This is a genomic window from Amycolatopsis sp. QT-25 (assembly GCF_029369745.1).
GTDB lineage: Bacteria > Actinomycetota > Actinomycetes > Mycobacteriales > Pseudonocardiaceae > Amycolatopsis.
Genome location: NZ_CP120210.1, coordinates 3,933,624 through 3,956,396, shown reverse-complemented (window position 1 = coordinate 3,956,396; position 22,773 = coordinate 3,933,624). Strand labels below are relative to the sequence as shown.

The window sequence follows — 22,773 nt, the reverse complement described above, 5'->3', positions numbered from 1 at the left end:
TGAACGCAAGCAGATGACGAATTGCGGGTCACGCGGGCCAAGCGCCGCGTTCCCGAAGCACCTCACGCAGCAGATCCGGCCGATCCGTCACGATCCCGTGCACCCCCAGATCCAGCAGCAGCCGCATCTCCGCCGGATCGTCCACCGTCCACGTGTGCACCTCGAAACCCTCACGCGTCGCCTGCCGCAGGAACGCCCGGTCCACCACCTTCAACCGCCCCTGCCGCACCGGCACCTGCGCCATCGCACCCCGCGACAACGCCCGCAGCGGAAGCAGCGGCAGAAACCCGTTCGCCCACATCACCGCCACCGAACGCGGCCCCATCGCCGTCACCAGCTTCGGCCCCGCCAGCTTCCGGATCCGCGCGAGCCGCGCGTCGGAGAACGACGCCGCCGCGACCCGGTCGCGCGCACCGGTCCGCTCGATCGTCCGCACGAAGGGCGTCACCGCCTCGTTCGACTTCACGTCGATGTTGAACCGCGCCTCCGGCAACTCTTCGAGGACGTCCTCCAGCCGTGACAACGGCGCACGACCCCCCACCTTGACGTTCCGCAACTGCGCCCACGTCTGCCGGGAGATCAACCCCGCGCCATCGGTCGTCCGGTCCAGCGCGGCATCGTGGTGCACGACCACCACACCGTCCGACGTCGCGTGCACGTCCGTCTCGAGATACCGATACCCCTCCGCCACCGCCTGCCGGAACGCCGGCAGCGAATTCTCCAGTCCGTCCAGATCACCGAGATGCCAGCCCCGATGGGCGAAGGCACGCGGGAGCGGGTCGGCGAGGTACGGGAACATGGTCGGCACCCCACTAGTGTGCACTTCGGCCGTGGCCCCGGCATGATCGCCGGATGGCCAGCTAGGGTCTGATCCGTGAGGGAAGTCGCCGAACACCCCAAGACGTCCGCCGAAGAGGTGTCCGAGTTACGTCGCGCGGGAGCACCCAAACACTGCGGATGGTGCGGCCGACGGCTCGAACAAGGCGGCAACGTCGGCAGGCGCCGCCGCTACTGCGGGCAATCCTGCCGCCAGCGGGCCTACGAACGCCGCACCGCCCTCCAGCGCAGCGGTCTCCCCGAAGACGCCGTCGTCCTCTCCGACACCGAGATCGCCACCCTGCAGGACAGGCTCTTCCAACTCCGCTGCGCCGCCGAAGACGTCGTCACCGCGGCCGACGACGGCGCGTCCGTCGCCGAGCTCCGCGGCCTCGCCGGCGAAATCGCCCAAGCCGCCAAAGACCTCGAACAGCTCCGCTGACCTACACGATCCCGTCCAACGCCCGGTACGTCCGGTTGCTCGCGGCCGCCGCGCGCTGCTCACGACCGGTCGCCTCGATGTAGTTCTGACTGGTCGCCAAGCTCGCGTGCCCCAGCAGCGCCATGATCTCCGACGCCGTCGCACCGTCCTCGGCCAGCCGAGTCGCGAAAGTGTGCCGCAAGGCGTGGAGATTCGCCCCGACCGGCACACGGTCGTGCAGCCCCGCCCACCGGTAGCACGACTTGACCAGGTACTCGAGCGCGCCACGGCCGATCGGCTCGCCGGCACGATCCCGGAGGAGGGGAGTGGACGGCCCGAACCGCTGCCGCGGGAAGCGACGACGGCAGGAAGCCAGGTACTCCTCGATGATCTTCTCCATGATCGGCTGCACCGGGATCGACCGGTCACGGCTACCCTTGCCGTGGACGTGCAACCGCATCTCGCCCTGACGGCCGACCAGTGATCGCGCGGTCAGCGCGCGCATCTCGGCGGCACGCAACCCGGCGACCAGCCCGAGCGCGATCACCAGGACGTCCCGTTCCGGCCACGGATCCCGCGTCCGGCGCGAACCGTCGGCGGCTGCCGCGAGCAATTGCTCCGGGGTTTCCTCGCCCCGCAACGGTTTCGGCGTCAACGGAGGCGCCTTCGGTCGCGCGACCGCACCCATGGGATTGCCCGCGAGCAACCCGTCGGACACGCAGAAGGTGAGGAACTGGTTCCAGGTCGACCACGCGCGCAGCACGGAACTCTTCGCGTGAGTGTCCGCGAAGGCACCGAAGGCGTTGCGAAGGGCCTGAGCGGTGAGCATTTCGACGGTGAGGTCGTCAGGGGAGAGGTCGAGCTCGCGGAGCAGAAGAGCGGTGATGCCGGCGAGGTCGCGCCGGTAGGCGTCGGTGGTGTGAGGAGAGTCCTTGCGGGGACGTCGTGCGGCGAAAAAGGCTTGTTGTGCCTCGGAAACCCTCATGAGCATCTTGTACCGCATGGCACCGACAGTCTTACACTCGGTTATATTCAATCTCATGCATAATAGCGATTATGCATGAAACGGAGTGGCGGCTCCGGACGCCCCTCGCGGGGGATCTGGGTTCGCTCGCCGTCCTCTGGGTGTCTAGACGGGACGTCCTAGTCAGATTTTCTTCCAGACTCCTTCGTGACACGTGGGTCACCGCGGGTAGCTCCGAATGCCTGGCGGCGGCCGTTCAGGCGGCCAGGCTGACGAGATGACCCAGGCGGCGCCCTCACGGATTGACTTCGACCCCCAAGGTGCCCAGGTTGATTCGTCACAGTGACGTATTGGGGCTGAGTGATCGGGCATCCATTTTGCGTTCCCGGGGGCGCTCTGCGTCGGCTCGGCGGATCACGCGCCAGCTGAGTCTGCGGAGCTTTGGAGGGGGCCGTGGTCGGGTGCGACGCGCCGATGGGAGCTTCCCCTGTATGGCATGCGGTGAAGGACCCTTTCGGCTCCCGCCAGAGACCCCTCTCGGTCCTGATCTCCAGGTCGATCGAAGCGCCGATAATGTACATTATGTCAAGTAAGGTCGGTCACGTGTGCCCTGGCAGTCCCCGCGCTTGCTGTTCCCTGGCCCCATTCGTCAGGCGGCAGACCTGAGCGACGACGGAGCCCGGTGCATCGCGGCGTTCCGTTGACGGGTTCGCGCTAGGGTCGTCGTCGGAAGGCCGAATCCGGGGGTTGCCGCAATGTCCGAAAGCACCGCTGTGCGTGTCGATCCGTCCAACGAGCGGATGTTGAAGGCGTGGGACGGTGATGACGGCCTGCTCTGGGCGAAGCGCGCGCAGCGATTCGACAACGGTGTGGCCGCCTATCGCGACACGTTCTTCGCCGCGGCCGATGTCGGGCCTGCTGACCACGTCCTCGATGTCGGCTGTGGTGCCGGCCAGACGACGCGGGACGCGGCGCGGCTGGCAACTGCCGGTTCCGCGCTGGGTGTGGACCTTTCCCGTGAGATGCTCGGCGTCGCTCGTCGGCTCGCCGAGGCAGAAGGTCTTTCCAACGCCGCTTTCGAGCAGGTGGACGCGCAGGTCCATCCGTTCGCCGAGGCGGGTTTCGATGTGGTGATCAGCAGGCATGGATCGATGTTCTTCGGTACTCCCCTGGCCGCGTTCTCGAATCTGGCCAGGGCGACCCGGTCTGGTGGCCGTCTGGTGCTGCTGACGTGGCAGCCGTCGCGGCTCAACGAATGGATCACCACGTTCCGCACGGTTTTCGCGGCCGGGGGCGAGGTGCCGTCTTCGGATCTCGCGCTCAGTGACCCGGTCGAGGTCGGAAGGTTGCTGGCTTCGGCCGGGTACGTCGATGTGCGGTGCACCGCGGTGAACAAGCCGATGTACTTCGGTGAGGACGTCGATGACGCGGCCGATTTCATCGTCGAGCAGCATGGCGGGCGGTTGAGTGAGGTGGACGAAGCCACGCGTGCGGGAGCTGTCGGGGTGTTGCGGGCCGATCTCGCCGAACACCAGACCGGCCGAGGCGTTTTCTACGGCTCGGCGGCCTGGCTCGTCGAGGCTCGGTGTCCTTGATCTACTGTTTTCGGGCGATCAGGTAGGCCTGTGGCGTGCTCTCGAATTCCTCGGACGGTTCGCGGACGAGGGTGGAGAGCACGCCGAACCCGGCCTCCCCCAGTTGTTCGGCGATTTTCTCCGGTGAGAGCCGGTACGCGTCACAGGAGATGTCGTGGCCGTATGCGTGCTCGATGTGCCGGATTTCGTCGCCGACCTGGAAGGCCACGAGCAGGTGGCCGCCGGTGGCGAGGATTCGGTGGAAGTCGGCGAAGATCTCCGGCAGGCGCTCGCGCGGGGTGTGGATGATCGAGTACCACGCGACGACGCCGGCCAGTGCACCGTCCTCGATGGACAGACCGGGCATCTCCCCGACCTGGAACTCCAGGTGGGGGTACCACTTGCGGGCGACGGCGACCATCTCCGGAGAGAGGTCGACGCCGTGGATGTCGAGGCCGAGTTCGTGGAGGTGCTCGGTGATGCGGCCGGGGCCGCAGCCGATTTCGGCGACGCGTCCGCCGCCGGCGGTTCGGACGAGTTCGGCGTACGCGCCGAGCATGGCGCGATCCCAGGTGGATCCGGCGAGGTGGCCGCGGAGGAGTTCGGCGTAGTCGGCCGCGACCGTGTCGTAGGCGGTGCGGGTGGTCTGGAGGTAGTCGGTCACGGCGGCGACCCTATCCCCTGGCCCCGACGACAATCGTGGCGTACAGCTCGTCGTCGGTGATGACTTCGGGGATCAATCCGTTGTGGGACATGGCTTCCGCGGTGCTTGCGGCCTGGCTTTCGCCGGTTTCGATGAGCAGGTGCCCGCCTGGTGCGAGCCATTGTCGAGCTTCGGCTGCGACGCGGCGGTGGACGTCGACGCCGTCGTGCCCGCCGTCGAGTGCGACGCGGGGTTCGTGGTCGCGGGCTTCGGGCGGCATCATCGCGATGGCGTCGGTGGGGACGTACGGGGCGTTGACGACCAGGATGTCGACGCGGCCTCGTAGCGATGCGGGCAGTGGGGTGTAGAGGTCGCCTTCGAAGACCTCTCCCCCGGCTTCGGCGACGTTCGTGCGGGCGCAGCGGGCGGCGGCGGGTTCGATGTCGGCCGCGTAGAGCCGGATTTCGCCGAGTTCGGCGGCAATGGCGGCGCCCAGTGCGCCCGTGCCGCAGCAGAGGTCGAGCACGACCGCTCCTGGTCCGGCGAGGGTGACGGCGTGGCGGACGAGGAGTTCGGATCGTCGGCGCGGCACGAACACGCCGGGTTCGACGGCGATGCGGAGGCCGTGGAACGCGGCCCAGCCGAGGATGACTTCGAGTGGTTCGCCGTCGACGCGGCGTCGGACCATGGCGTCGAGTTCGGCCGGGGTGCGCGCTTCTTCGGTCAGGAGGGCGGCTTCGTCTTCGGCGAAGACGCATCCGGCTTTGCGGAGCCGGTCGATGATGGTCACTTGTCTCGCAGTCTGGTGAGGATGCCGTCGAGGGCGTGCCGGACGGTGTCGGAGACGCCGTTGGTGCGCAGGTCGGTGAGGAGTTGTTCGTTGAGCCCGCCGGGGGTCATGTGTTTGCCGGTGAGGGTTTCGAGGTCGCCGTTCCGCTGGAGCAGGGAATGGCCGAGTTGGCCGAAGATGTGGCTGGTGAAGGTGGTCGCCGTGGTGTCGTCGATGCCCTGATCGGTCATCCAGGCGGCGATGGTGCGGAGGTAGTCGAGGTGGGCGGCGAAGGTGGCCGTGGCGGCGCTGAAGATGTCGAGGTCTTTCTCGGCGTCGGGGACGACGCTGCCGCCGATGCTGTCGAAGAGCGCCCGTGCTCGGGGGTTGTCCGGGTACATCGCGGTGAGGCTTTGGCGACGGGCGGCCGGGGGCAGCGGGATGCTCCGGACGACTTCGCCCGCGGGGGCGGCCCAGTCGCGCAGCCGGTCGAGGGGGACGCCGGCGAGGGCGCTGATCAGGACGTGGTCGGGCCGGAAGGTGAGGTCTCGGAGGACTTCTTCGGCGAGCGGCGGGCGCACGGCGAGAATGATCGTCGTGGCGCTGTCGACGACGTTTTGGTTGCTGTCGCGGACTTCGACGTTGGCGAAGCGGGCCGAGAGTTCTTGGCCGACGCTGCGGCTGCGGGGTGAGAGGGAGATCGAGGGCGGGTCGGCGATGTCCTTGCTGAGGCCTTCGACGATGGCTGCGGTGATCTCCCCCGCGCCGATGAATCCGTATTCCATGGTCAGGCTCCTGGGTGGCCGTTGTGGCGGGTTTCTTCGCCGGTCATGTGGAGGTGGAGCTTGCGGAGCTGGACGTGGTTTCCGCTGACGTCGAAGGTGTCGTCGGGCAGGCGGATCTGGTCGAGGGTTTCGTGGTCGTGGTCGTGGCGAGTTGTTCTTCGGTGAGGTCGGGGAGTTTGCGGAGGAAGGTGCCACGGTGCCACGGTGCCAGGGCGGCAGGGAGGGCAGGAGGACTCCCTCGTGGGCGGCGGTGGCCTCGGGGGCGGTCCAGGTCATAGCGGCGATCATGCCATCGGGTGATGCGGGGTTCGTGGTGCGGCGGGTGGGGTGTCGTGGAGGCGGGGTGGCGCCTTGACTGAAGGTGTGAATCACTGCTTCACTTCTTGGGTGCCGTATCGCCGTACCCCGAAGGTCCAGGAACGACTGGACGCCCAGCGCGACGCCGTCCTCGCCGCCGCCGTGCAGCAGCTGGCCGAGCGTGGCTACGCGGGCTGTTCCGTGTCGGCGGTCGCGGAGCGGGCGGGGGTGGCGGTGGGGAGCGTGTACCGCCACTTCCCCACCAAGGCCGCGCTGGTCGTGGAGTTGTTCCGGAAGGTCGTCACCGGTGAGGTCGAGGCGGTGCGTGCGGTGTCGGAGCGGCCCGGTACGCCCGCCGATCGGGTGGTGGCGGTCTTCGACACCTTCGCGAGCCGGGCGTTGAAGACCCCGCGGATGGCGTACGCGCTGCTGGCCGAGCCCGTCGACGCGCCGATCGAGGCCGAGCGGCTGGTGTTCCGGCGCGCGTTCCGCGACGTCGTGGCCCGGCACGTGGCCGATGGCGTCCGGTCCGGGGTGCTGCCCGCTCAGGACGCGGAGGTCACCGCGGCGGCGCTGGTCGGGGCGGCGGCCGAGGTGCTGATCGGCCCGTTGACCACCGGCAGTGCGGACGAGGTGTCCGGGCTGCGCACTTTCGTCCTGCGTTCCTTGGGAGGTTCCGATGCCGAGCACTCATGAGGTCACCAATCAGGTGCCGCCGCCGGTGGACTACGACGTGGCCGCCGATCCGGCGCTGCTGGAGGGGTTGGAGCGGGCGGACGCGGGCTGGGCGGTGGCCGAGGTGCACGCGCTCGGCAGGCTGGCCGGGAGTGAACAGGCGCAGGAGTGGGGCAGGCTGGTCAACGAGAACGAGCCGGTGCTGCGCACGCACGACCGGGTCGGGAACCGGATCGACGAGGTCGAGTTCCATCCGTACTGGCACGAGTTGATGGACGTCGCGGTGTCCCATGGGCTGCACGCGGCGCCCTGGCGGGATTCCCGGCCGGGTGCGCACGCGGCGCGGGCGGCGAAGATGTATGTCTGGGGCCAGGTGGACGCGGGGCACACGTGCCCTATCTCGATGACGTACGCGGCGGTTCCGGCGTTGCGGTTCGATCCCGAGCTGTCCGCGCGGTACGAGCCGTTGCTGGCGGCGACGGAGTACGACTTCGGGCTGCGTGAGCCGAGCTCGAAACGTGGGCTCATCGCCGGGATGTCGATGACGGAGAAGCAGGGCGGCTCCGACGTCCGGGCGAACACCACCACGGCGCGGCCACTCGGTGACGGCAGCCATGTGATCGTCGGGCACAAGTGGTTCACCTCGGCGCCGATGTCGGACATGTTCCTGACGCTGGCCCAGGCGCCGGGTGGGCTGTCGTGTTTCCTGCTCCCCCGTGTCCTGCCGGACGGAACGCGCAACGGGATCCGGTTGCAGCGGCTGAAGGACAAGCTCGGCAACCGGTCCAACGCGTCGTCGGAGATCGAGTACGACGACGCGATCGGCTGGCTGATCGGCGAGGAGGGCCGTGGGGTGCGCACCATCATCGAGATGGTGAACAACACCCGGCTCGACTGCGCGGTCGGGAGCGCGGCCGGGATGCGGTACGGCGCCGTGCGGGCCGTCCACCACGCGCGGCATCGTCGCGCGTTCGGAGCGAATCTGGTGGATCAGCCGCTGATGGGCAACGTGCTGGCGGATCTGGTCGTGGAGTCCGAGGCGGCGACGACGGTCGGGATGCGGCTGGCGTCGGCCACCGACCGGCCGGACGACGAGCACGAACGGGCGTTCCGGCGGCTGGGGCTGGCGGTGACGAAGTACTGGGTGTGCAAACGCGGTCCGTCGCACGCGGTGGAGGCGTTGGAATGCCTCGGCGGGAACGGGTACGTCGAGGAGTCGGGGATGCCGCGGCTCTACCGTGAGGCTCCGCTGATGTCGATCTGGGAGGGTTCGGGCAACGTCGCGGCGCTGGACACGTTGCGGGCGATGGCGAAGCAGCCTGAGTCGGTGGCGGCGTTCTTCGCGGAGGTCGAGCGGGCGTCCGGGGCCGACACGCGCTTGGACGACGCGGTGGGCAGACTGCGCAAGGAGCTGTCCGATCTGTCGGACATCGAGTACCGGGCGCGGCGGCTGGTCGAGTCGATGGCGTTGATCCTGCAAGGGTCGCTGGTGGTGCGGCACGGGACGCCGGCGGTGGCCGACGCGTTCTGCGCGTCACGGCTGGGCGGCGACTGGGGTGTCGCGTTCGGGACACTTCCGTCCGGTGTGGACACCAAGGCGATCATCGGCCGCGCCGAGATCTGAGCGGTTCGGCTCGCCGGGGTTCCGGACTCTCCGTACCGGGACGGCCACGTGGCGCGCCGGTCGGGTCGATTCTTCCGGTCGGACCGGCGCTGAGCACTGCGAACAGCCGCGGGATTGCGGAATTCGGGTGCATCCAGACGCTCGTGCGTCGGCTACGTTCGTCGGTCATGGTCGATCGCCGAAGATGCCTGTTCCTGGTCCCCGCGGTGCTGCTCGCCTCCGGTTGCGCGACGGCCGAGCCGACGCCGATCTTCGCGGTGGCGAGTTCGGCTCCTTCCGCCGGGAGCGGGCCGATGATGGAGGCGGTGGCCCCGTCCGGCACACCGTTCGTCGCGGCGGACGGACGTGATCTGAAGGCCTGCTCCGACGGTGAGTGCGAGGTCCTGGTGCGGACCGGTGACCAGATCCCCAACGAGGGTGGCGCCGGTCCGCTTTCGGTCGCGGTCCAGGCCGGGAAGGTGGGTCTCGCCCCCGCTTCCGGCGGGATGGGCGGGGCGGTGTCGGGTCCGGCCGGGATGGTCCATCAGATCAACCGGCAGAGGATCGCCGTCGTCGCGGTGCGGGGCGACGAGGGAATCATCCGGCTCAACAAGAAGTGACGGGGTCTTCGAGCGCACGACGAAGGGCGACCGCGCGCTCGGCATCGTGCTGTTCGACGACGGTCAGGTAGTGCCGGACCAGGACCTGCCGAGACCGCTCGAGTTCCGGCAAGCCGACCGAGGTCGCCCGGCCGTCTCTCAGCGTCTCCAGCGCGTGGGCGGGCAGGCGGTCGACCTCACGGCCGCGCCAGGGATTCAAGCCGTGCCGCAGGCACAACAAGGTGATGATCTGGTCGCGCAGCTCGTCGAGCATCATGACGGCTTGCCACGACCGTCCGCGGGCGATCGCCGAGCGGGCGTGCAGCGCATGGAGCCACGCCATGCCGATCGTCTGTTCACTGCTGGGAGCCGACGAGCTCGTCGGCTCGTTGGCTTGGCCGAAGACGAGCCGGAAGCCGTCTTCGGTGGCACGGAATTGGTCGCGGGGCCAGAACGACAGGTCGACCTGGAGCGACGAGTCGAGCAGGAAAACCCGATAGCGGACGCCTTCGCGCGACATCACGTCGAGAGTGTCGGCGACCCCGAACCTTTCGTCGAGCAATCGAGTCCAGCGTGTGACGACGGCGGGCTCCTCCGCGTCGTCGGCGAGCTGGAGGACGAGATCGAGGTCCGACCATCGGTCCTCGACGCCGCGGGCGGTGGACCCGACGAGAGCGGCGCCGACGATGTCCCCGTCACTGTGGGCCGCGGCGATCAGTTCGTCACGCACTCGGGCGCGTTCCTCGACGTCGAACATCGATCCTCCCGTACCTACTAGTATGTACGGCATGCATGCGATGCAGTACGAGATCACCTTGCCCGCCGGCTACGACATGGGCATCATCCGCGAGCGTGTCGCCACGCGCGGGCATCTGCTCGACGACTTCGGCGGCCTCGGGCTGAAGGTCTACGGGATCCGCGAGCGCGGCGTCGACGGCTCGACGCTGAACCAGTACTCGCCGTTCTACCTGTGGCACGACGAGGCCGGGATGAACGCGTTCCTGTTCGGCGGCCCGTTCAGCGGCATCGTCGAATCCTTCGGCCGACCTGCCGTGCAGCACTGGACGGTGCTCGGCTTCGAGGAAGGACCCGCTTACGGCACTCCTCCGGTCGCGGCGGGGAAGCACGTCGTGCGGATCCCCGACGAGACCGACCCGGTCGCCTTCCTCGGTGAGGCTCTCGACGGGCTGCGCGAGCACTTGCGCCGGGACGGCGCGCATTCGGGCGCGCTGGCCGTCGATCCGCGGAGCTGGCAGGTGATCCGATACAGCCTGTGGGCCGGTGAGGCGCCGCAGTCGGACGAGGTCCGCTACCGGATCCTCCACCTGTCCTCGCCGCAGCTGGCCGAGCTGCGGCGAGGACGGCAGTGGGATCAGCCGAGCAAGGCGGCGAACAGCGCACCCGGATCGGCTTCGGGCGCGCCGGCGGGCCACTGATCCCGGTACGGGTACCAGAGTCCGTCCTTGCCCAGCCGCACCTGCACGCCGGTCCCGTGGACGGTGCAGTGGTTGCGCTCGACCTCCAGGCCCTGACCGGGATCGTCCATCACTTCGGTGTAGGCGGCCCGCGCGCGGCCCATCGCCTGCGACGGTGGTGTCCACACGGTCTCCAATACCTCGAGACCGGCCCGGCCACCGTGCCGCCAGGCGAGCACCGCTCGGTCGAAGTCCTCACCGTTCTCGGCCGGGCGCAGCCTGTCGGTGACCTCCGGACGAGTGGCGGCGAGGCGGACGGCGTCCTGTTTGCGGGTGAGCTTCGGCTGTGACGTCAGCAGCGCACCGGCCGCCTGCCCCGCGTTGGCGACCAGCAGGGCGAAGGTCTCCGACAGGATATCGGGCGCCCCGGGCACGGTCGGGCCACCGGCCGGTGCGAACGCGGCGAGATCCGGTAACGGTCCCGGCTCGTCGGCGTAGGCACGCTCGGCCGGGTCGCCGTCGTCCCCGGTGCGCACGAACCGGGGCGCGTTGCGCCGCTGGAGCTCGTCGAGCAGTTCCCGCTCCCCCTTGCCCCGCATCAGCAGCAGCACGAAGGGATCCGCGTCCAGCAGCCACGAGGCCTGGAACGACAGCGCCGCGGCGTGGCGGCACGGCAGTTCCCAGCCGGGGCAGTCGCAGTCCGGGTCCAGGTCGCCGATGCCGGGCAGCAGATGCACCCCCGCGTCGTCGGCGGCCTCGACGAGGTCGTGTGGCATGTCCCGGTCCAGCAGCGCGGCGAGATGCCCGGCACGGGAGGCGACCCGGTCGAGGAACCGGTCCCATTCGTCCTCGGTCAGCTCCGCGAGCCGGACCTCGGTGCGGTACTGGCCTTCCTCGTCGTCGACCACGGCGGCGATCCGACCGGGGCTGACCGTGATCGGGCCCACCCTGCCTCCTGCGGCGTACTTGCGGCCTTGTTTGAGCTGCCGCAGGTCCAGCGCGGTGTCCTCCATCGCGTCGATCCACGCGCGACCCCACCACGAGCGGGCGAACTGGCCGTGTCCACCCTGCCGCCCGAAGGCGGGGAAGCCACGGACGCGATCGTCGGGCGTACTCATCGGCGACTCCTCAGCTCGACCAGATCGGCCAGTTCCGCGTCGGTCAGTTCGGTCAGGGCGGCCTCGCCGCCGGCGAGCACCGCGTCGGCGAGCGCACGCTTCTCCCGCAGCATGGCCGCGATCCGGTCCTCGACCGTGCCCTCGGCGATGAGCCGGTGCACCTGCACCGGCCTGGTCTGCCCGATCCGGTACGCGCGATCGGTCGCCTGATCCTCCACCGCGGGGTTCCACCAGCGGTCGTAGTGCACGACGTGATCGGCGCGGGTCAGGTTGAGCCCGGTCCCCGCGGCCTTGAGCGACAGCAGGAACACCGGCGCCTCACCGGCCTGGAAACGGCGCACGAGATCCTCTCGTTTGGGCACCGGCGTGCCGCCGTGCAGCAGCTGCGTGCCGATCCCGCGCTGCGCGAGATGACGTTCCAGCAGCCGCGCCATGGCCACGTACTGCGTGAACACCAGCACCGCGCCGTCCTCGGCGAGGATCGTGCCCAGCAGTTCGTCGAGCAGTTCGAGCTTGCCCGACCGGCCGTCCAGCACCGCGTCCGACGGTTCCTTGAGGTACTGCGCGGGGTGGTTGCAGATCTGCTTGAGCCCGGTGAGCAGTTTGACGATCCGGCCGCGCCGCGCGATGCCCTCGCTGCCGGCGATGCCGGCCATCAGTTCGCGCACCGTCGCCTCGTACAGGGCCGCCTGCTCGGCGGTGAGCGTCACCGGCCGGTCGGTCTCGGTCTTGGCGGGCAGCTCCGGCGCGATCCCCGGATCGGATTTGCGGCGACGCAGCAGGAACGGGCGGACCAGCCGGGACAGCCGTTCCGCGACGTCGGGATCCTTTCCGGACTCGACCGGTTTCGCCCACACGCGGCGGAAATCGGCCATGGTGCCGAGCAGCCCCGGTGTCGTCCAGTCCAGGATCGCCCACAGTTCGGAGAGGTTGTTCTCCACCGGTGTGCCCGTCAGCGCCACCCGCGCCGACGATTTCAGCGTCCGCAACGCCTTCGCCGTGCCGGAGCGGTGATTCTTGACGTGCTGGGCCTCGTCGGCGACCAGCAGTCCCCAGTGGACGCCTCCGAGGGGTTCCGGATCGACGCGCAGGGTGCCGTAGGTCGTGAGCACGAAGCCGTCGCCGAGTTCTTCGAGCGAGCGTTCGGTGCCGTGGAAGCGGCGCACCGGGACACCGGGGGCGAACCGGGTGATCTCGCGTTCCCAGTTCCCCAGCAGCGAGGCCGGGCACACGACCAGGGTCGGACCGTCCGCGCGCTGCAGGTGGAGCGAGATCAGCGTGATCGTCTTGCCGAGACCCATGTCGTCGGCGAGACAGCCGCCGAGACCGATCGACGTCATGGCGGTGAGCCACTGCAGGCCGCGCATCTGGTAGTCGCGCAGGGTCGCGGCCAGCCCTCGCGGCGGTGCCTGCGGTTCGGGTGGGGCGAGCAGCCGCTCCCGCAACGCGGCGAGCCAGCCGTCGGTGAGGACGTCCACGCGTTCACCGCCGACCTCGGTCGTCCCGCTCAGGGCGGCGCCGAGCGCGTCGATCGGCGTCAGCGGTTTGAGCGCGCGGTCTCGTGCCTTCGCCGCCAGCGCCGGATCGACCAGCACCCACTGATCACGCAGCCGCACGACGGGACGGTGCGCCTCGGCCAGCGCGTCCATCTCGGCCGCGGTGAGCGGCGCGCCGCCGAGCGCGAGCTGCCAGTCGAACTGCAGCAGCGTTCCGCCGGCGAAGAAGGACGGGAGGTCGTCCGGCGGCGCGTCGCCGCCGCCCACGACGGCCTTCGCGCTCAGGTCGCGGGCGAGATCGGCGGGCCAGTGCACCTCGATACCCGCCGTGGCCAGCAGGGGCGCCCCGGTGGTGAGCAGTTCGGTGATGTCGCTGTCGCCGAGCGCGACCTCATCGGGCACCGCGGCGCCGAGCAGGGGTGCCAGCGGTGGCCACAGGTGCGCGGCGCGGCGCAGGGCCAGCATGACGTCGATCCGCGCTCGCGGGCCGAACCGGTCGTCACCCGACCAGAGCGCGGCGGCGTCGATCAGCACGCCGGGGTCGGCGAGGCTGTGCACCTGGACGACCCCGCTGAAGCGGCCGGTGGTGAAGTCGTCACCCGGTGCCTCGATCCGCACCGAGACCCGCACCCCGGAATCCAGGCCTGCGGCGACCTCGGCCGCCCAGTCCCGTAGCTGCGGGAGACGGTGCGCGGGCGCGGCGGCGAACGCCTTGACGCCTGCGGCCTGTGCGGCCGCGGGCGTGCGGGGAAGGGTGTCGGCCACGGCGTCGAGGAACGCGCGCAGCAACGGATACCGGGCAGGGAGCAGGTTCTGCTCGTCCGGGATCGCGCGTGCCCGCGCCGGCATCGCTTCGGCCAACTCGCGCAGCCAGGCGGCGTCGGCGGGTTCTAGCGGACCCGCGCGCCAGGCGTCCACATCGGACTGCGTGAGCCCGGGAAGCAGCCTGCCCGCCTCGGCGAGCTTCAGCGCCGCCGTGGCCGCCGTGCTCCAGAAGCGGGCCGAGGGATCGTCGCTCTCCCGCAGCCTCAGCAGCGCGGGGAGCGCTTCGGTCATCGGGAGCCGTACGCACGGCACCGTGACGATCTCGGGAAGGGCGACTGTCACCTCCCCGGTCCCCGGTGTGTTCCCCTCGGCGTTCCAGAAGACGAATCCGCTGGTCCGAGGAGGATCATTCGGCTCGAAAACGACACTGCCGAAACCGTCGTGAGACGCCACACGACCCCAATCTCTGTACGGTGTACAGTTCAGGATAACACAACTCTGTACACTGTAGAGAGAACGTGATGACAGGCGCGGACCACACCGGCACGGGCGATCCACGGCGGACCATCGAACTGCTCTGGGGTGTGCGAGAGAAACCCCGTCGTGGCCCCAAACCGAAGCTCACCGTCGACGAGATCGTCAGGGCCGCGATCGAGCTGGCCGACACCGAGGGCATCACCGCGCTGTCGGTGCGCCGGGGCGCGGAGCGGCTCGGCGTCTCCCCCATGACGATCTACACCTACGTTCCCGGCCGCGCCGAACTGCTCGACCTGATGATCGACCGGGTCCACGACGAACTGACCGATCCCCCGGAGAGCCACGACTGGCGGGTCACGATGACGATCCTCGCCGAGGACGCCTGGGAGATGTACCACCGGCATCCGTGGATGCTCCAGCTCACCACCGGCCGTCTCCCCCTCGGTCCGCACACCTTCGCCAAACACGAACGCGAACTGAAAGCCGTCGACGCGATCGGGCTCACCGACCTGGAAATGGACGCCGTCGTGGCGATGGTCAACGGATTCGTCCAGGGCATCGCGCGCGGTTCGGTCGAATCGGCGAGTCTCGTGCGGCGATCCGGGCTGACCGACGCGGAATGGTGGACGGCCAGCGCTCCCGTGCTCGCGCAGATCCCCGAAGCCGACGCCGGGCTCTTTCCGTTGGCGGCGCGGATCGGGCAGACGGCCGGGGAGACGCACGGTGCGGCGAGCGCGCCGCTGCACACCTTCCGGTTCGGGCTGGCGCGGATTCTGGACGGGGTCGAGCAGCTGGTGAACAGGCAGCGATCGTGAAGGGATCCGGCGCGCCCACGACCATCCGCCAGAGGCTTCGAAACGGACCGCGGCGCCCGATTTGAGCACTTCGCGCGGCCTCGCGCAGGTCTTGAGTGGTGAGGACGGTCAGGTCCAAGAGTGCCTTGGACACCTACCGCATTCCGGCTTCGGCCGATCGCAGATCCATGACGGCCTCCTTCCGTACGTGAAGCAGGGAAGGATTCCTTCACGGACTTCGGGCAGGGATGGGTCGGGTTTCGCCGCCTGCGCCGGTGCGCCTGAGGCGACCGTGGGGCGGTACTTGAAGGCCCCCTTCCTTGCACTAGGCGTAAGGAAGGGGGCCTTCATGTACCCCGAGAGAGAGAACACGGCGGCGGCCTGGCGAGCATCGGGGTCGTGATATTCCTCGCGCACTGTTGATGCCACGCCAGGTTTCTTCGGCGATTTCGCGTCTGCACTCTCCCCGCATATCACTTGCCGCGTCGTCGCAGTGAGCGATAGAGCAGCCACAGCGCCAGCGCGACCGGGGCCAAGACGGCCGTGAGCAGGATTCCCGCGAACATCCCGTAGCCGTGCGGATCGGCGGCCAGGCCGGTCGCGCTGAGCACCACGCGGCCGACGAGCAGCACGATCACCGCGGCGACGCAGGCGAACGTGCCGAGCACGACGCGGCGGAGCACCGTCCACGAGGCGTTGGTGCCTTCCGATCCAACCATCCACGGCTCCGCTGGTCGAAACGTCACTCCGGGTCGGCCTCCGCGGAACCCTCGGCACCCGGTTCCGCCGCCTTGGTCCCGGTCCACAGCCGGTGGACTCTACTTCAGCTCGGAAGCCTCCACAGCCGCTTCTTCGACGACCGGAGGACGGGCGAGTTCGGCAAGCTGCCGGACGATGTCGTCGTACCGCGTCTGGTCCGCGGCGGCACGGGCCTGCGCCCGTGCCAGTTCCTCGGCCAGCGTCGTTGCCCGGGCCTCGGCGAGACTGCGGGCCGTGTGTTCCTCCGCGAGCGACGCCCGGACACGGTCGAGCTCGCCCCGCAGCCCGGCCGATTCCTCTCGCGCGGCGGCACAGTCCTTTTCGGACACCGTCGCCCTGGCCTTCGCCTCGTCGAGCCGGTCCAGCAAGGATTCGAGTTCGGCCACCGCCCGCGCCAGCGCCGTGTCCCGCTCGCCGAGCTCGGCCGTCAGCCGGGTTTTGTCCTGCCGGACGGCCGCGAAGTCCTCGCGCAGCGTCCGGAGATCGGAGACCAGCGCGTCGCGAGCGCGTTCGGCCGCCACGGTCGCGGCTTCCGCGGCGCCCCGGGCGCGTTCGTGGGCGGCGACCTCGGTCCACGAACGCCGGCGGGTCTCCTCGGCGTCCTTCAAGGCCTGTTCGACGGCGCGTTCCGCTTTGGCCTTGGCCAGCTTGTCGTCCCGGGACGCGGCCAGCGCGGCCGCGCGTGCCGTGTCGGCCTTCGCCGCCGCCTGCTGCGCGTCCTCGGCCTCGCGGCGGGCCGTGGCCGCGTCGGTTTCGGCTTCGGTGACCCGCCCGAGCGCCGCCTCGGCGGCGTCGTCGAACCGCGAGCGCATCGCGTCCAGCAGTTCCACGAGCGAGGCCGCGGCCGGGGTGAACTCGTCGGCGATCCGGCGTACCTCGAGCAGCGGGTCGGCCACGCTCGCCACCGCGGCCGCCCTCCGGGCACGCGACGCGGCGTCGGCGTGCGTCTTGCTGCAGTAGGCGGAAGGCCGGCCGCCCTTGCGTTTCCCCTCGGCGTCCACCGCGGGCGGGGGCAGCGGGTTCTCGCAGCCTTCCAGCGCGCACAGCCGGACCTCGTCGGCGTCCGTATCGATCACCGCAGCAGGGTAGCGCTGCCCCGCCGGGCGGGAAGCGAGGCAACGCCGGGGGAACCGCCGGTCCCGTCGATAGGGTCGACGGCATGCGTGTGCTGTTCACCTTCGCCGGCGGCAATGGTCACTTCCGGCCGCTCCTGCCGATCGCCCGCGCGCTCGCCGACGCGGGCCACACGATCGCGGTCACCGGTGAGCCGTTGATGATCCCGATCGTCGAGGCGGCCGGTTTCACCGCGTTCCCGTCGGGCCCGAACTTCGGCGGTGACGGCGCACGCCGCCCGCTGCTGCCCGTCGACAGGGATCGCGAGGACGCCGACCTGCGCGACGGTTTCGTCCGCCGCGCCGCTCCCCTGCGCGCGGACGACGTCTCGGCGCTCTGCGAGAGCTGGGGACCGGATCTGCTCGTGTGCGACGAAGCCGATCACGGGGCGATGATCGCCGCCGAGAAGCGCGGTATCCCCCACGCGACCGTCCTGGTCACCGCGGCGGGCGCCCTCATCCGTGCCGAACTCGTCGACGACGCGCTCAACGAGGTCCGAGCCGCTCACGGGCTCTTCCCGCAGCGGAATCTCGACATGGCCTACCGCCATCTCGTGCTCTCACCGTTCCCCGCGAGCTTCCGCGATCCGCGGTTTCCGTTGCCGCCGACCACTCGGTCGTTCCACAGTCCCGTTCCCGGCCGTGGGCAGACGCCGGACTGGCACGTCGAGGGCCGCCCGTCGCTCTACTTCACCCTCGGCACGATCTTCAACACCGAATCCGGTGACTTGTTCGCCCGTGCGCTGGCCGGGCTGCGGGAGGTCGACGCGACGTGTGTGGTGACCGTCGGGAACCTCGTCGACCCCGCGGAGTTCGGGCGCCAGCCGGAGCACATCCACCTCGCGAAGTACCTGCCGCAGGACGACGTCCTCCCCTACTGCGACGTGGTGCTCACCCACGGCGGTTCGGGCAGCCTGCTGGGCGCGATCGCCCACGGGCTCCCGATGGTGGTGCTGCCGATGGGTGCCGACCAGCCCCACAACGCCGACCGCGTCAGCGCACTCGGGCTCGGCACGGTCCTCGACGTCGTCCAAGCCACGCCGGAGGACATCCGCGACGCCGTGACCACGGTGCTGAGGGAACCGTCCTATCGGGACACGGCCGCGCGGTCGCGGGACGAGGTCACCGCGTACCCGTCACCGGAGAAGGTCGTTCCACTGCTCGAAGGATTGCTCCGGTGACCTCCGACCTCGACGCCACGATCATCCGCGCCTTCCGTGAAGAGTCGAGAAGCTCACCGGCAGGCTGCCGGATTACCACCTGCTCCCCGCGACCCGCGCCGATCTGCTCCGGCGTCTCGACCGGTTCGAGGAGGCCGCCGACGCCTGCCGCGAGGCGCTCGCGCTCGCCGCCACCGACGCCGAGCGCGCCTATCTCTCGGGAAGACTCGCCGAAATCTCCTGACGCCGGGGTGTCTGTCCCCGGCGGCGCCGTTCGTCGGAAGGGCGACAAGTCCCGACGAGGAAAGGGGCCATCCCATGGCCGTTCTCGACGTCCCCGGCGCCCGGCTGCACCACACCGTCACCGGCAGCGGTCCGGTTCTGCTGTGCATCCCCGGTGGCGCGGCGGATTCCGGCGTGTTCGCCCCGATCGCGGGTCTGCTCGCGGAGCACCACACGGTGATCACCTACGACCCGCTCGGGATCTCTCGCAGCACCCTCGACGATCCCGGCGAGGAGCAACGGATCGAAGTCCACGCCGACGACGCGCTGCGCCTGCTCGACAGCGTGCGCGAGGAACCCGCGGCGGTCTTCGCCTCCAGCGGTGGTTGCATGCAGGCTTTCGAGCTCGTCTCCCGCCATCCCGGGCGGGTGCGGACGCTCGTGGCGCACGAACCGCCGCTGACGAGCCTGCTGGACGAGCAGCCCGGCGTCGATCCCGACGAGCTGTCGCACCTCCACCGCGAGCACGGCATCGAGGCGGCGATGGGGAAGTTCATGGCCGATGCCGGCTTCGAGCTGGACGCGGGTGCTCTTCCACCGCAGATGCGGAAGAACTTCGAGTTCTTCGTCGTGCACCTGATGAAGATGATCGGTGGATCCACTCCGGACTACGCGGCGCTGAAGGCGTCGGGGACCCGGATCGTCGTCGGTGCCGGCAAGGAATCGGCCGGGCAGCCCGCGCACGAGGCCGCGGTGCTCGCCGCCGGCCTCCTCGGGGTGGAACCGGTCTGCTTCCCCGGTGACCACGGTGGTTTCGCCGCTGAGGCCGCCGCGTTCGCACCGCTGCTTCGGGAGGTACTCGACGCCTGAGGCCTCCCCGGATGTCAGGAAAGGGTCGTCCAGGACGAGAACGTCTCGACCGGCCCTTTCCTGACACGCGCCGTGAGGCGGATCAGGTGCGGACGTGCACGATCAACCCGCCTACCAGAGCGCCGAAGCCGCCGATCGCGGCCAAGGTCCGGACCAGGTTCCACCGTTCCCAGACACCCTCGAACCGGGCCCGCAACGCCTCGAAGTCGGTGTCGTCGCCGTCGAAACCGGCTTCGAGCGCGTTGTTCAGCGGCACGTTGAGCGCCATCGTCACGATCAGCATCACCAGCAGCAGGACGAACCCCGCGATGAGCCACGGCAACGCGGACCGCAGCTCCGACCGGAAGTGCAGCGCCGCCGCCGCGGCGGCGAGCAGGGGCGCGCCGCCGAAGCTGATCGCGAACCAGCCGTTGAGGATGGCGATGTTGATCTCCCGCATCCCGGTCACATAGGTCCGGGCGTCGGCCCGCCCCAGCCCTGGCATGACCGAGCACGTGTAGGCGTAGAACAAGCCCGCGATCAACCCCGCCGTGATGACGGCCGCGATCAGGACGATCTCGCTCAGCGTCGCCATTCCTGTCGCCTCCCTTCCGATTCCCGCTCGTCTCATCGATTCCAGACCCCGGTGGCCGCGGCTTTCGCGGCGTAGTCGGAGAAGTCCCTCGCGGGCCTGCCCAGCACCTTCTCGACGTCACCGGTGAGGGATTCGTTCCGGCCGTCGAGGACGCGGGTGAACAGGTCGGTCAGGCCCTCGATCTCTTCTTCCGGCACGCCCTGTTCGGCCGCTCCCGCGGCGAACTCCGCCGCGGAAACCGGAACGTATGAGATCTCTCGCCCCGAAGCCTTGCCGATTTCGGCCGCCGCGTCCGCGAAACCCAGCAGTCGGGGCCCGGTCAGCTCGTACACCTGGCCGTGGTGCCCGTCGGTGGTCAGCGCCGCCACGACGACGTCGACGATGTCCTCGACGTCGATGAACGGCTCGGTCACCTCGCCTGCGGGCAGCACGATCTCGCCGGCGAGCACCGGTTCCAGCAGGAAGTGCTCGCTGAAGTTCTGCGCGAACCAGCTCGACCGCACGACCGTCCACTCGGCACCGGAGTCCCGCACACCCTGTTCGCTGACCACGGCCTCTTCCTCGCCGCGGCCGGACAGCAGGACCAGCCGCCGGACTCCGTGCTCCACGGCCAGTTTCGAGAAGTCGCGGATCGCCTCGGCGGCACCGGGGAAGGCGAGGTCGGGGTAGTAGGTGAGGTAGGCGGCGGTGACTCCGGAGACCGCGGCGGTCCAGGTCGACCGGTCGTCCCAGTCGAAGGCCGGCCGCGAGGCCTTCCGCACCTCGATCCCCCGCTCGGTCAACCGCTGCGCCACGCGGCTCCCGGTCTTGCCCGTCGCGCCGAGGACCAGGACCGTCTCGTTGTTCTTCGTCTCTGTCATGCCCCATAGTCAAGCGGCACAAGCTGAGACGTAACATAGTTCAAAGGCTCTCTTCCATGTTTCATCGTCTACACTTTTCGACATGGATCCTCTCGCTGGTCTGCTCGACGGACCCCGCGCCCGCGGCGCGTTCCTGCTGAAGTCGGTGATGACCCCACCGTGGTCGCTCCGTGTCGCGGACGAGGCGCCGCTGACGGTGATGGCGCAGGTTCGCGGGAAGTCCTGGGTCGTGCCCGAGCACGGGGACGCGGTCCGCCTCGGCACCGGCGACATCGCCGTCGCCCGCGGCCCGGATCCGTATCTCGTCGCGGACGACCCGGCAACGCCGCCGCAGGCGGTGATCCTGCCGGGACAGGAATGCCTGACCCCGGACGGACAGCACCTCACCGAGCTGTCCGATCTCGGCGTCCGTACCTGGGGCAGCGATCCGGACGGTCCCGTCGTGCTGCTCACCGGCACTTATCCGCTGGAAGGGGAGATCAGCAAACGGCTCCTCAACGCGCTGCCGTCGTTGCTGGTCGTGCGGGACGAGGAGTGGGAGAACCCGCTCGTGCCGCTGCTCGCCGGGGAGATCGTCAAGGACACGCCCGGTCAGGAAGCCGTCCTGGACCGGGTGCTCGACCTGCTCCTGGTCGCCGCGCTGCGGACCTGGTTCGACCGGCCCGGCGCCGCGGCCCCCGCCTGGTATCGCGCGCACAGCGACCCCGTCGTCGGGCGTGCGCTGAAATTGTTGCAGCACAAGCCTTCCCAACCGTGGACCGTGGCGAGTCTCGCCGCCGACACCGGAGTGTCACGGGCCGCGTTCGCCCGGCGGTTCACCGCCGCGGTCGGCGAACCGCCGATGGCCTACCTCGCGAGCTGGCGGATCGCGCTCGCCGCGGATCTCCTGCGCCAGCATCCCGACGTCACGATCGGCGCGGTCGCCCGACAGGTCGGCTACGGCAGTTCGTTCGCGCTCAGCACCGCGTTCAAACGCGAACACGGGGTCAGCCCACAGGGCTACCGCACCGGGGTCGCGTAACGCTCGACCAGTTCCGCGCCGATCCGCGCGAGTTCCTCCTGGACCGACGGCGGCCCCAGCACCTCGATCGTCGAGCCCCAGCCCGCGAGCTGCCGGGCGACCATCCACGCCACCGGCGCCGAGACCGTCACCCGCACGCGCCCGTCGTCGAGCGTCTCCTCGACGCGTGCTTGCCGCCCGAAGTGGTCCTGGAGGATCGGCAGATGCCGCTCGGCGATGAGCACGGTCGCGTCCAGCCCCGCACGCCGTTGCTCGACCCGGTCGACGACCTGCTCCCACGCCCGTGAAAGCTCGAAGTCGTCCGGGCGCCCGGCGGGCAGGTCGCTCACCTCGACGTCGGACATGCGGTCGACGCGGAAGGTGCGCCGGCCCTTCTCGGTGCCCGCGAGCAGGTACCAGATGTCGTCCTTGTCCACGAGCCCCCACGGATCCACGACCCGCTCGACCGGTTCCGCGCCCTTTTTCGCATAGCCGAACCGGACTTTGCGGCGCCGGACGATCCCGCCCTGCAGCACGGTGAGCAGTTCGGGCCGTTCCTTCTCGCGCTCGCCCCACCGAGCCGGGTCGATCACGACCGCGTCCGCGGCGGCCCGCGCGTCGGCGCGGAAGGTGTCGGGCAGGGCCCGGACCAGTTTCCGCAGCGCGGATTTGACCTCGGGCGAGATCGACGCTGCCGGACCGGCGAGCAGGAACAGCGCCTGCGCCTCCGGCGCGGACAGTCCACTGAGGTCGGTGCGCGCGCCGCCGATCAGCGACCAGCCGCCGCCCCGGCCGGGTTGCGGATACACCGGCACGCCCGCCGCGGACAGCGCCTCGAGGTCACGCCGGGCGGTGGCGACGGAGATCTCGAGCTCGCCCGCCAGTTCGGACGCCGTGACGCGGCCACGGGCCTGCATCAGCAGGAGGGTGGCCACCAGGCGATCGGCACGCATCCACCCAGTCTCGCAGCCCGCCGCGTTTCGTCATCCGGATGCGGTGGTCGGT

At 69.9% G+C, this 22,773-nt stretch carries 23 protein-coding genes and 1 pseudogene; 11 read left to right on the top strand and 13 right to left on the bottom strand.

Annotated elements, in window-relative coordinates; genetic code table 11:
* Positions 1–28: 28 nt before the first annotated feature.
* The gene (locus P3102_RS18480) at positions 29–808 is read right to left on the bottom strand and encodes a glycerophosphodiester phosphodiesterase (protein WP_276370926.1); all 780 of its coding nucleotides are present in this window, start codon (positions 806–808) and stop codon (positions 29–31) included.
* Between the two features lie 66 nt (positions 809–874).
* Here P3102_RS18480 and P3102_RS18475 point away from each other — a divergent pair, with 66 nt between their 5' ends.
* Positions 875–1,258 carry a hypothetical protein gene (locus P3102_RS18475; RefSeq protein ID WP_034320669.1) on the top strand — a complete coding sequence of 128 codons (384 nt, stop codon included), beginning with the start codon at positions 875–877 and terminating at the stop codon, positions 1,256–1,258.
* 1 nt (position 1,259) lies between these two features.
* On the opposite strand, the gene P3102_RS18470 is transcribed toward P3102_RS18475, so the two are convergent.
* Complete coding sequence (locus P3102_RS18470) at positions 1,260–2,240, bottom strand: tyrosine-type recombinase/integrase (protein WP_276370924.1); 981 nt, start codon at positions 2,238–2,240, stop codon at positions 1,260–1,262.
* 716 nt (positions 2,241–2,956) lie between these two features.
* Here P3102_RS18470 and P3102_RS18465 point away from each other — a divergent pair.
* Positions 2,957–3,796, top strand: a complete 840-nt coding sequence (locus tag P3102_RS18465; RefSeq protein WP_276370922.1) for a class I SAM-dependent methyltransferase — start codon at positions 2,957–2,959, stop codon at positions 3,794–3,796.
* Between the two features lies 1 nt (position 3,797).
* Here the strand turns inward: P3102_RS18465 and P3102_RS18460 are convergent, their stop codons facing one another.
* The 3 genes from P3102_RS18460 to P3102_RS18450 are packed head-to-tail and all read right to left on the bottom strand — an operon-like array spanning position 3,798 to position 5,972.
* The gene (locus tag P3102_RS18460; RefSeq protein ID WP_276370920.1) at positions 3,798–4,439 is read right to left on the bottom strand and encodes a class I SAM-dependent methyltransferase; all 642 of its coding nucleotides are present in this window, start codon (positions 4,437–4,439) and stop codon (positions 3,798–3,800) included.
* A gap of 10 nt (positions 4,440–4,449) precedes the next feature.
* Positions 4,450–5,208 carry a putative protein N(5)-glutamine methyltransferase gene (locus P3102_RS18455; protein ID WP_276370919.1) on the bottom strand — a complete coding sequence of 253 codons (759 nt, stop codon included), beginning with the start codon at positions 5,206–5,208 and terminating at the stop codon, positions 4,450–4,452.
* The gene (locus P3102_RS18450) at positions 5,205–5,972 is read right to left on the bottom strand and encodes an NAD(P)-binding domain-containing protein (protein ID WP_276370917.1); all 768 of its coding nucleotides are present in this window, start codon (positions 5,970–5,972) and stop codon (positions 5,205–5,207) included. Before P3102_RS18450 ends, P3102_RS18455 begins: the two co-directional genes overlap by 4 nt.
* A 387-nt stretch (positions 5,973–6,359) precedes the next feature.
* Between P3102_RS18450 and P3102_RS18445 the strand changes: the two genes are divergently transcribed.
* From P3102_RS18445 to P3102_RS18435, 3 genes are all read left to right on the top strand, one after another.
* Positions 6,360–6,965, top strand: coding sequence for a TetR/AcrR family transcriptional regulator (locus tag P3102_RS18445; RefSeq protein WP_276370916.1), 606 nt, complete (start codon positions 6,360–6,362; stop codon positions 6,963–6,965).
* Positions 6,949–8,568 (top strand): acyl-CoA dehydrogenase family protein, encoded by a 1,620-nt coding sequence (locus tag P3102_RS18440; protein WP_276370914.1) that lies wholly within the window; start codon positions 6,949–6,951, stop codon positions 8,566–8,568. Before P3102_RS18445 ends, P3102_RS18440 begins: the two co-directional genes overlap by 17 nt.
* A 167-nt stretch (positions 8,569–8,735) precedes the next feature.
* Positions 8,736–9,167: a hypothetical protein gene (locus tag P3102_RS18435; RefSeq protein ID WP_276370912.1), complete on the top strand. Its 432-nt coding sequence runs from the start codon at positions 8,736–8,738 to the stop codon at positions 9,165–9,167.
* On the opposite strand, the gene P3102_RS18430 is transcribed toward P3102_RS18435, so the two are convergent.
* Positions 9,154–9,903 carry a nucleotidyltransferase domain-containing protein gene (locus P3102_RS18430; RefSeq protein WP_276370911.1) on the bottom strand — a complete coding sequence of 250 codons (750 nt, stop codon included), beginning with the start codon at positions 9,901–9,903 and terminating at the stop codon, positions 9,154–9,156. The two genes, P3102_RS18435 and P3102_RS18430, sit on opposite strands and share 14 nt — an antisense overlap.
* 31 nt (positions 9,904–9,934) lie before the next feature.
* Here P3102_RS18430 and P3102_RS18425 point away from each other — a divergent pair, with 31 nt between their 5' ends.
* Entirely contained in the window at positions 9,935–10,582 is a 648-nt protein-coding gene (locus tag P3102_RS18425; protein ID WP_276370909.1) for a DUF4865 family protein, read from the top strand.
* On the opposite strand, the gene P3102_RS18420 is transcribed toward P3102_RS18425, so the two are convergent.
* Positions 10,519–11,679, bottom strand: a complete 1,161-nt coding sequence (locus P3102_RS18420) for an SWIM zinc finger family protein (RefSeq protein ID WP_276370907.1) — start codon at positions 11,677–11,679, stop codon at positions 10,519–10,521. The two genes, P3102_RS18425 and P3102_RS18420, sit on opposite strands and share 64 nt — an antisense overlap.
* The gene (locus tag P3102_RS18415; protein ID WP_276370905.1) at positions 11,676–14,393 is read right to left on the bottom strand and encodes a DEAD/DEAH box helicase; all 2,718 of its coding nucleotides are present in this window, start codon (positions 14,391–14,393) and stop codon (positions 11,676–11,678) included. The genes P3102_RS18420 and P3102_RS18415 overlap by 4 nt, the downstream gene beginning before the upstream one ends.
* Before the next feature lie 68 nt (positions 14,394–14,461).
* Here P3102_RS18415 and P3102_RS18410 point away from each other — a divergent pair, with 68 nt between their 5' ends.
* Positions 14,462–15,232 carry a TetR/AcrR family transcriptional regulator gene (locus P3102_RS18410; protein WP_276370903.1) on the top strand — a complete coding sequence of 257 codons (771 nt, stop codon included), beginning with the start codon at positions 14,462–14,464 and terminating at the stop codon, positions 15,230–15,232.
* A gap of 452 nt (positions 15,233–15,684) precedes the next feature.
* On the opposite strand, the gene P3102_RS18405 is transcribed toward P3102_RS18410, so the two are convergent.
* Entirely contained in the window at positions 15,685–15,930 is a 246-nt protein-coding gene (locus P3102_RS18405) for a hypothetical protein (RefSeq protein WP_276370902.1), read from the bottom strand.
* Between the two features lie 99 nt (positions 15,931–16,029).
* A complete protein-coding gene (locus P3102_RS18400; RefSeq protein WP_276370900.1) occupies positions 16,030–17,046 on the bottom strand; it encodes a hypothetical protein in 1,017 nt (338 codons plus the stop codon).
* 83 nt (positions 17,047–17,129) lie between these two features.
* Between P3102_RS18400 and P3102_RS18395 the strand changes: the two genes are divergently transcribed.
* From P3102_RS18395 to P3102_RS18385, 3 genes and pseudogenes are all read left to right on the top strand, one after another.
* Entirely contained in the window at positions 17,130–18,263 is a 1,134-nt protein-coding gene (locus P3102_RS18395) for a glycosyltransferase (protein ID WP_276370898.1), read from the top strand.
* Positions 18,264–18,306: 43 nt separating this feature from the next.
* Positions 18,307–18,486 (top strand): annotated as a pseudogene (locus P3102_RS18390) (RNA polymerase subunit sigma-24); the annotation flags it as partial.
* A 74-nt stretch (positions 18,487–18,560) separates the two neighbouring features.
* Complete coding sequence (locus P3102_RS18385; protein ID WP_276370896.1) at positions 18,561–19,334, top strand: alpha/beta hydrolase; 774 nt, start codon at positions 18,561–18,563, stop codon at positions 19,332–19,334.
* Positions 19,335–19,416: 82 nt separating this feature from the next.
* Here the strand turns inward: P3102_RS18385 and P3102_RS18380 are convergent, their stop codons facing one another.
* Together P3102_RS18380 and P3102_RS18375 are read right to left on the bottom strand one after the other, a co-directional pair.
* Positions 19,417–19,908, bottom strand: coding sequence for an anthrone oxygenase family protein (locus tag P3102_RS18380; RefSeq protein ID WP_276370894.1), 492 nt, complete (start codon positions 19,906–19,908; stop codon positions 19,417–19,419).
* Positions 19,909–19,940: 32 nt separating this feature from the next.
* Positions 19,941–20,768, bottom strand: coding sequence for an NmrA family transcriptional regulator (locus tag P3102_RS18375; RefSeq protein ID WP_276370893.1), 828 nt, complete (start codon positions 20,766–20,768; stop codon positions 19,941–19,943).
* An 82-nt stretch (positions 20,769–20,850) separates the two neighbouring features.
* Between P3102_RS18375 and P3102_RS18370 the strand changes: the two genes are divergently transcribed.
* Complete coding sequence (locus tag P3102_RS18370) at positions 20,851–21,789, top strand: AraC family transcriptional regulator (protein ID WP_276370891.1); 939 nt, start codon at positions 20,851–20,853, stop codon at positions 21,787–21,789.
* Here the strand turns inward: P3102_RS18370 and P3102_RS18365 are convergent.
* Positions 21,768–22,721, bottom strand: a complete 954-nt coding sequence (locus P3102_RS18365; protein ID WP_276370889.1) for a YafY family protein — start codon at positions 22,719–22,721, stop codon at positions 21,768–21,770. The genes P3102_RS18370 and P3102_RS18365 overlap by 22 nt on opposite strands.
* Positions 22,722–22,773: the final 52 nt, after the last annotated feature.

Coding starts and splice junctions, on each gene's coding strand:
- P3102_RS18470 (WP_276370924.1), bottom strand. CDS start 2,240: ATGCGGTACAAGATGCTCATGAGGGTTTCCGAGGCACAACAAGCCTTT.
- P3102_RS18465 (WP_276370922.1), top strand. CDS start 2,957: ATGTCCGAAAGCACCGCTGTGCGTGTCGATCCGTCCAACGAGCGGATG.
- P3102_RS18450 (WP_276370917.1), bottom strand. CDS start 5,972: ATGGAATACGGATTCATCGGCGCGGGGGAGATCACCGCAGCCATCGTC.
- P3102_RS18440 (WP_276370914.1), top strand. CDS start 6,949: ATGCCGAGCACTCATGAGGTCACCAATCAGGTGCCGCCGCCGGTGGAC.
- P3102_RS18435 (WP_276370912.1), top strand. CDS start 8,736: ATGGTCGATCGCCGAAGATGCCTGTTCCTGGTCCCCGCGGTGCTGCTC.
- P3102_RS18430 (WP_276370911.1), bottom strand. CDS start 9,903: ATGTTCGACGTCGAGGAACGCGCCCGAGTGCGTGACGAACTGATCGCC.
- P3102_RS18425 (WP_276370909.1), top strand. CDS start 9,935: ATGCATGCGATGCAGTACGAGATCACCTTGCCCGCCGGCTACGACATG.
- P3102_RS18420 (WP_276370907.1), bottom strand. CDS start 11,679: ATGAGTACGCCCGACGATCGCGTCCGTGGCTTCCCCGCCTTCGGGCGG.
- P3102_RS18410 (WP_276370903.1), top strand. CDS start 14,462: ATGACAGGCGCGGACCACACCGGCACGGGCGATCCACGGCGGACCATC.
- P3102_RS18405 (WP_276370902.1), bottom strand. CDS start 15,930: ATGGTTGGATCGGAAGGCACCAACGCCTCGTGGACGGTGCTCCGCCGC.
- P3102_RS18395 (WP_276370898.1), top strand. CDS start 17,130: ATGCGTGTGCTGTTCACCTTCGCCGGCGGCAATGGTCACTTCCGGCCG.
- P3102_RS18385 (WP_276370896.1), top strand. CDS start 18,561: ATGGCCGTTCTCGACGTCCCCGGCGCCCGGCTGCACCACACCGTCACC.
- P3102_RS18380 (WP_276370894.1), bottom strand. CDS start 19,908: ATGGCGACGCTGAGCGAGATCGTCCTGATCGCGGCCGTCATCACGGCG.
- P3102_RS18375 (WP_276370893.1), bottom strand. CDS start 20,768: ATGACAGAGACGAAGAACAACGAGACGGTCCTGGTCCTCGGCGCGACG.
- P3102_RS18370 (WP_276370891.1), top strand. CDS start 20,851: ATGGATCCTCTCGCTGGTCTGCTCGACGGACCCCGCGCCCGCGGCGCG.
- P3102_RS18365 (WP_276370889.1), bottom strand. CDS start 22,721: ATGCGTGCCGATCGCCTGGTGGCCACCCTCCTGCTGATGCAGGCCCGT.